General features: G+C 49.6%; 8 protein-coding genes. 7 read left to right on the top strand and 1 reads right to left on the bottom strand.

Annotated elements, in window-relative coordinates; genetic code table 11:
* Positions 1-6 precede the first annotated feature (6 nt).
* The 7 genes from yoeB (at position 7) to tsuB (ending at position 5247) form a co-directional block, all read left to right on the top strand.
* Positions 7-261, top strand: coding sequence for a type II toxin-antitoxin system mRNA interferase toxin YoeB (gene yoeB, locus ACUU1I_RS18760; protein ID WP_000767829.1), 255 nt, complete (start codon positions 7-9; stop codon positions 259-261).
* A gap of 82 nt (positions 262-343) precedes the next feature.
* On the top strand, positions 344-1168 hold the full coding sequence (locus tag ACUU1I_RS18755; RefSeq protein ID WP_000754740.1) for an SDR family oxidoreductase: 825 nt from the start codon (positions 344-346) through the stop codon (positions 1166-1168).
* 45 nt (positions 1169-1213) lie between these two features.
* Positions 1214-2143: a LysR substrate-binding domain-containing protein gene (locus tag ACUU1I_RS18750; protein ID WP_000803325.1), complete on the top strand. Its 930-nt coding sequence runs from the start codon at positions 1214-1216 to the stop codon at positions 2141-2143.
* A 197-nt stretch (positions 2144-2340) separates the two neighbouring features.
* Complete coding sequence (gene yoeI, locus ACUU1I_RS18745) at positions 2341-2421, top strand: membrane protein YoeI (protein WP_119176036.1); 81 nt, start codon at positions 2341-2343, stop codon at positions 2419-2421.
* The gene (gene plaP / locus ACUU1I_RS18740) at positions 2411-3769 is read left to right on the top strand and encodes a putrescine/proton symporter PlaP (RefSeq protein ID WP_000019197.1); all 1359 of its coding nucleotides are present in this window, start codon (positions 2411-2413) and stop codon (positions 3767-3769) included. The genes yoeI and plaP overlap by 11 nt, the downstream gene beginning before the upstream one ends.
* Before the next feature lie 178 nt (positions 3770-3947).
* On the top strand, positions 3948-5006 hold the full coding sequence (tsuA, locus tag ACUU1I_RS18735) for a thiosulfate utilization transporter TsuA/YeeE (RefSeq protein WP_000492291.1): 1059 nt from the start codon (positions 3948-3950) through the stop codon (positions 5004-5006).
* Positions 5007-5019: 13 nt separating this feature from the next.
* The gene (gene tsuB, locus ACUU1I_RS18730) at positions 5020-5247 is read left to right on the top strand and encodes a thiosulfate utilization sulfurtransferase TsuB/YeeD (protein ID WP_000985273.1); all 228 of its coding nucleotides are present in this window, start codon (positions 5020-5022) and stop codon (positions 5245-5247) included.
* A gap of 42 nt (positions 5248-5289) precedes the next feature.
* On the opposite strand, the gene sbcB is transcribed toward tsuB, so the two are convergent.
* The gene (gene sbcB, locus ACUU1I_RS18725) at positions 5290-6714 is read right to left on the bottom strand and encodes an exodeoxyribonuclease I (protein WP_447388973.1); all 1425 of its coding nucleotides are present in this window, start codon (positions 6712-6714) and stop codon (positions 5290-5292) included.
* Positions 6715-6810 lie beyond the last annotated feature (96 nt).

Genomic DNA, 6810 nt, shown 5'->3' with positions numbered 1-6810 from the left:
TATTGAGTGAAACTAATCTGGTCTGAGGAATCATGGGATGATTATCTGTACTGGCAGGAAACAGATAAGCGAATTGTTAAAAAGATCAATGAACTTATCAAAGATACCCGCAGAACACCATTTGAAGGTAAGGGGAAACCAGAACCCCTGAAACATAATTTGTCAGGTTTCTGGTCCCGACGCATTACAGAGGAGCACCGTCTGGTATACGCGGTTACTGATGATTCACTGCTCATTGCAGCATGTCGTTATCATTATTGAACAGATTCATTCATAGAATGAATTGTCAGTTTTGATACGCTAGCGTAGCCTTATAGATCTAAGGTGTATCAGGAGATAACGGATGAAAAAGGTCGCAATTGTCGGGTTAGGGTGGTTAGGTATGCCGCTGGCGATGTCACTTTCAGCGCGAGGCTGGCAAGTCACCGGGAGTAAAACCACACAAGATGGTGTCGAAGCGGCCCGAATGAGTGGCATTGATAGCTATCTGCTTCGCATGGAGCCTGAGTTAGTTTGCGATTCTGACGATCTGGATGCCCTTATGGATGCCGATGCGCTGGTCATTACGCTTCCGGCACGTCGTAGCGGCCCCGGCGATGAGTTCTATTTACAAGCGGTACAAGAGTTAGTGGATAGCGCGCTGGCCCATCGTATTCCCCGAATTATTTTTACCAGCTCAACATCTGTCTATGGCGACGCGCAAGGCACGGTTAAAGAAACTACCCCGCGTAATCCGGTAACCAACAGTGGACGAGTATTAGAAGAACTCGAAGACTGGCTGCACAATTTACCCGGTACTTCGGTCGATATTCTGCGTCTTGCGGGCCTGGTCGGACCGGGACGTCATCCGGGACGCTTCTTTGCCGGAAAAACCGCCCCTGATGGTGAACATGGTGTTAATTTAGTCCATTTAGAAGATGTTATTGGCGCTATCACTCTGTTGTTACAGGCACCTAAAGGCGGACACATCTATAATATATGTGCGCCAGCTCACCCTGCGCGTAATGTTTTCTATCCGCAGATGGCCCGTTTACTGGGGCTGCAACCTCCGCAGTTCAGAAATAGTCTGGACAGCGGCAAAGGTAAGATTATTGATGGCAGTCGGATTTGTAATGAACTGGGATTTGAATACCAGTATCCCGATCCGCTGGTAATGCCGCTGGAGTAAACGATCACGCCAGCAGGACGCCGCATGCACTGCAAGGGGGCGTGTATGAAACCACTGCTGGATGTGTTGATGATCCTCGATGCCATAGAAAAAGAGGGCAGTTTTGCGGCGGCGTCAGCCAAACTCTACAAGACGCCGTCCGCTCTGAGTTACACCGTTCACAAGCTGGAAAGCGACCTAAATATTCAATTGCTTGATCGTAGCGGACACCGCGCTAAATTCACCCGCACCGGAAAAATGTTATTAGAGAAAGGGCGGGAAGTTCTGCATACCGTGCGAGAACTGGAAAAGCAGGCGATCAAACTGCATGAAGGCTGGGAAAACGAGCTGGTGATTGGCGTGGACGACACGTTTCCTTTTTCTCTGCTTGCGCCTCTCATTGAAGCTTTTTATCAACATCATAGCGTGACGCGCCTGAAGTTTATCAATGGCGTACTCGGTGGTTCCTGGGATGCCCTGACTCAGGGGCGAGCGGATATTATCGTTGGCGCGATGCATGAGCCACCATCTTCCAGTGAGTTTGGTTTCTCGCGGTTGGGCGATCTTGAACAAGTCTTTGCGGTCGCGCCTCATCATCCGTTAGCCCAGGAAGAAGAACCGTTAAACCGTCGTATCATTAAACGATATCGGGCGATTGTGGTGGGGGACACTGCGCAGGCAGGCGCTTCTACGGCCTCACAACTTCTCGACGAACAAGAAGCCATTACCGTTTTCGATTTTAAAACCAAACTGGAGCTGCAAATTAGCGGCCTTGGCTGCGGCTATTTACCACGGTATCTGGCGCAACGTTTTCTCGATAGTGGCGCGTTAATCGAGAAGAAAGTGGTCGCCCAAACTCTCTTTGAACCTGTCTGGATTGGCTGGAATGAACAGACCGCAGGGCTTGCCAGCGGCTGGTGGCGAGATGAAATTTTAGCAAATAGTGCGATCGCCGGTGTTTATGCAAAATCTGATGACGGAAAATCAGCCATTTAAAGAAAAATTATTATGACAAGCCTCTCATTCTCTTGTCATTTCCCCCCCATTTAGGCACAATGCGCCGCTGTCAAAAAATGACTAAAAACCGACGTTTAATTAGCGTCGGTTATTTTTTGCTTCAAACCAATCATTCATACCAAGAGGCCGGGCTTCGTACCGGATAGATATTTACTAAAAATCGACAGTTGTTGTCGCTGAGGAATCCAAAAAAATGGGGCAAATTTTTTGCTTACGCGACGGTTATCACCGTAAAGGAGAATAACCATGTCGCATAACGTTACTCCAAACACCTCTCGCGTGGAATTGCGTAAAACGCTTACGTTAGTTCCGGTTGTAATGATGGGTCTAGCCTATATGCAGCCGATGACGCTGTTTGATACATTTGGTATCGTTTCAGGCCTCACGGATGGTCATGTGCCGACAGCCTATGCGTTCGCATTGATTGCGATCCTGTTTACGGCTCTGAGCTACGGGAAGCTGGTTCGCCGCTATCCTTCTGCTGGCTCTGCATACACTTACGCCCAGAAATCCATTAGCCCGACTGTCGGCTTTATGGTGGGTTGGTCTTCTCTGCTCGACTATCTGTTCGCGCCGATGATCAACATTCTGCTGGCGAAAATCTATTTTGAAGCTCTGGTGCCTTCCATTCCATCGTGGATGTTTGTGGTGGCGCTGGTGGCCTTTATGACCGCCTTTAACCTGCGTAGTCTGAAATCCGTAGCGAACTTCAACACTGTAATCGTCGTGTTGCAGGTAGTGCTGATCGCGGTGATTCTGGGCATGGTTGTTTATGGCGTATTTGAAGGTGAAGGCGCTGGTACGCTGGCGAGCACGCGTCCGTTCTGGTCTGGCGATGCGCATGTTATCCCGATGATTACCGGGGCGACAATCCTGTGCTTCTCCTTTACCGGCTTTGACGGCATCAGCAATCTGTCGGAAGAAACCAAAGATGCAGAGCGCGTGATCCCGCGTGCGATTTTCCTGACCGCGCTGATTGGCGGCATGATCTTCATCTTTGCAACTTACTTCCTGCAGCTGTACTTCCCGGATATCTCTCGCTTTAAAGATCCGGATGCGTCACAGCCTGAAATCATGCTGTACGTTGCGGGTAAAGCGTTCCAGGTTGGCGCGCTGATCTTCTCCACCATTACCGTACTGGCGTCCGGTATGGCGGCGCACGCAGGCGTAGCGCGTCTGATGTACGTAATGGGTCGTGACGGCGTGTTCCCGAAAAGCTTCTTCGGTTATGTACACCCGAAATGGCGTACTCCGGCGATGAACATCATCCTGGTTGGCGCGATTGCCCTGCTGGCAATCAACTTCGACCTGGTAATGGCAACGGCGCTGATTAACTTTGGTGCGCTGGTGGCGTTCACCTTTGTTAACCTGTCGGTCATCTCGCAGTTCTGGATCCGTGAGAAGCGTAACAAGACGCTGAAAGATCACTTCCAGTATCTGTTCCTGCCGATGTGTGGTGCGCTGACCGTTGGTGCGCTGTGGGTTAACCTGGAAGAAAGCTCAATGGTTCTGGGTCTGATCTGGGCTGCTATCGGTCTGATTTACCTGGCTTGCGTCACCAAGAGCTTCCGTAATCCGGTTCCGCAGTACGAAGACGTAGCATAATCATCTTTTCTAATAATAAACCGGAGTCGAATGAACATTTGGCTCCGGTTTTTTTATTCTTTTTTATCGAAATCCTCATTAATAACCATTTGTTCTAATTTAGAGAATTTGGTTATTGGTCTGCATTCCACCAGTCATGAAAAATTTCCCCATTAACATTCATCTGGTTAATTAATTTATGTTTTCAATGATATTAAGCGGGCTAATTTGTGGTGCTCTGCTGGGATTTGTCATGCAGCGTGGGCGTTTTTGCCTGACTGGTGGTTTTCGCGATATGTATATCGCGAAAAATAATCGCATGTTTTACGCCTTGCTGATTGCAATTTCGGCACAAAGCGTGGGGGTTTTTGCGTTAATTCTGGCGGGCCTACTGACTTACGAAGCCGGGGCGTTCCCGTGGCTTGGTACTGTTATAGGTGGGTATCTTTTCGGGCTGGGAATTGTTCTGGCGGGTGGATGTGCCACCGGGACCTGGTATCGCGCGGGTGAGGGATTGATCGGCAGTTGGATCGCGCTTTTCACTTATATGGTGATGAGTGCGGTGATGCGTTCTCCACACGCCAGTGGTTTAAATCAAACCTTGCAGCACTACACTACTGAACATAACTCTATTGCTGAGACTTTTAATTTGTCTGTGTGGCCGTTGGTTACCGTTTTGCTGGTGATAACGCTCTGGGTGGTGATGAAAGAGTTGAAGAAGCCAAAACTCAAAGTCGCGACCTTACCGCCGCGCCGAACCGGGATCGCTCATATTCTGTTTGAAAAACGCTGGCATCCCTTTGTCACTGCTGTACTCATCGGTTTGATTGCGCTTTTAGCCTGGCCCCTGAGTGAAGCAACCGGACGCATGTTTGGGTTAGGAGTCACTTCCCCAACGGCCAATATTCTGCAATTTCTGGTCGCGGGTGACGTGAAATACATTAACTGGGGCGTTTTCCTGGTGTTAGGGATCTTCGTGGGGGCATTTATTGCAGCCAAAGCGAGCCGTGAGTTCCGCGTTCGCGCAGCTGATGCACAAACAACATTACGTAGCGGGTTAGGTGGTGTACTGATGGGCTTCGGTGCCAGTATTGCAGGTGGTTGCTCTATCGGTAATGGACTGGTTATGACTGCAATGATGACCTGGCAGGGCTGGATTGGCCTTGTATTTATGATTCTCGGAGTCTGGACTGCGTCCTGGCTTGTGTATGTTCGACCGCAGCGTAAGGCGCGACTGGCAACTGCTGCGGCAAATTAAGTAAGGTGTAAAGATGGCGATTAAAAAGCTGGATGTGGTGACGCAGGTCTGTCCGTTTCCACTCATAGAAGCAAAAGCAGCACTGGCAGAAATGGCCAGCGGCGATGAGTTGGTAATTGAGTTTGATTGTACCCAGGCAACTGAAGCAATCCCACAGTGGGCGGCAGAAGAAGGACATGCCATCACCGATTATCAGCAGATTGGCGATGCAGCGTGGAGCATCACCGTTCAAAAAGCCTGACTCAACATTGTCCTCCGCCGTACCAGCGGCGGCGGCTTCAAATTAGACGATCTCTTCCGCGTACTGCCAAAGTGCTTTTAACAGCGCCACTTTCTCTTTGTCATCGGCATATTGTTGTACCAGCATCTGCAATTCATCAGCATAACCCTGCAAAAACTCTGGCGTGAAGACCTGGTGGCGGTGCTCCTGCCAGCGTTGCTGCTCGGCATAATCCAGCGTCCCCGGGAAGTTGCGTGCCCGATAATTGAACAACAACTTTTCAATTCGTTTATCAACAAAAGTGATATCCAGTGCCGGTAAATTACGCGGCTCGGTTTCCAGCACAATTTTCATTGCTGCACGATCGGCGTCACTGAAAAAGCCATTATAAAGCTGTGCATCCACATTATCTGAAGGTGTAAACGGTTCGGCTTCCGCGAATATCGCTACCACTTTTTCACGCACTTGCGGATTTTCACGCAGAATTTTTAGGTTATCGAGGCAATGCTGACGATTAATTCCCAGTCGGTCGGCATCTTCCGGGCGTAGCGTATTCGCCTGGGCCAGTACCGGACATTTATTGATATGCACCAGCTTAACCGGAACGGCGGCGTTATCGCCAAGATCGGCTTTTGCGGTATATAAACGCTCGCGCAATGTGTCGATATCCAGCTCCAGTAATGGCGAAATGTCTCCTGCCAAATCCGCCATAATTACGGCATTGCGATTTTCAGGATGCCACGCCAGCGGTGCCACCCAGCTGGTATTGCCACGCCATGCCCCAAACATTCCGGAAACGTGAGCCAGGGGTTTCATCTGCGGAACATCAATCAACGCCATCAGTTTGTGTTTATTACGATGGGTAAAGAGATAATCAAACAGGCGTGGCTGACGCGTTTTTACCAGTTTCGCCATCGCAATAGTGGCGTACACATCAGCCATCGCATCGTGGGCGTTGCTATGTTCAATACCATTCGCTTTGGTTAAATGCTCAAGGCGAAAGCTCGGTAGACCGTCATCATTTTCAGGCCAGTTTATTCCTTCCGGGCGCAGGGCATAACAGGCACGCATAACATCCAGTAAATCCCAGCGCGAGTTATCATGCTGCCAGCTCCAGGCGTAAGGATCGTAGAAATTACGATAAAAAACGTTGCGTGTGACTTCGTCGTCGAAACGCACATTGTTGTAGCCCAGAATACAGGTCTTCGGTACGGTAAAAAGCGAGTGAATACGGGCGGCAAACGCGGCTTCGTTTTCTCCTTTCGCCCGTGCCTCCTGCGGGGTAATACCGGTAATTAATACTGCTCCAGGCCGGGGTAAATAGTCATCCGCGGGCTTGCAGTAAAAGACTTCGGGTTCGCCGATGACATTGAGTTCGTCATCGGTGCGAATGGCTGCGAACTGTGCAGGGCGATCTAACGCGGGGTGCGTGCCAAAGGTTTCGTAATCGTGAAAGAGGAAGGTAGGTTGTTTATCTGTGTCTGTCATTGTCTAGCATTGTCCACTGTAGTTAATTAACTGTCTGTTATAACTCGAAAAGCAACCCTTTTTTCACCTGAGTATGTCTACGAACGTCAAATATAG

The organism is Shigella sp. SIG3, from assembly GCF_053555855.1.
This window is presented reverse-complemented; position numbering and strand designations above follow the sequence as displayed.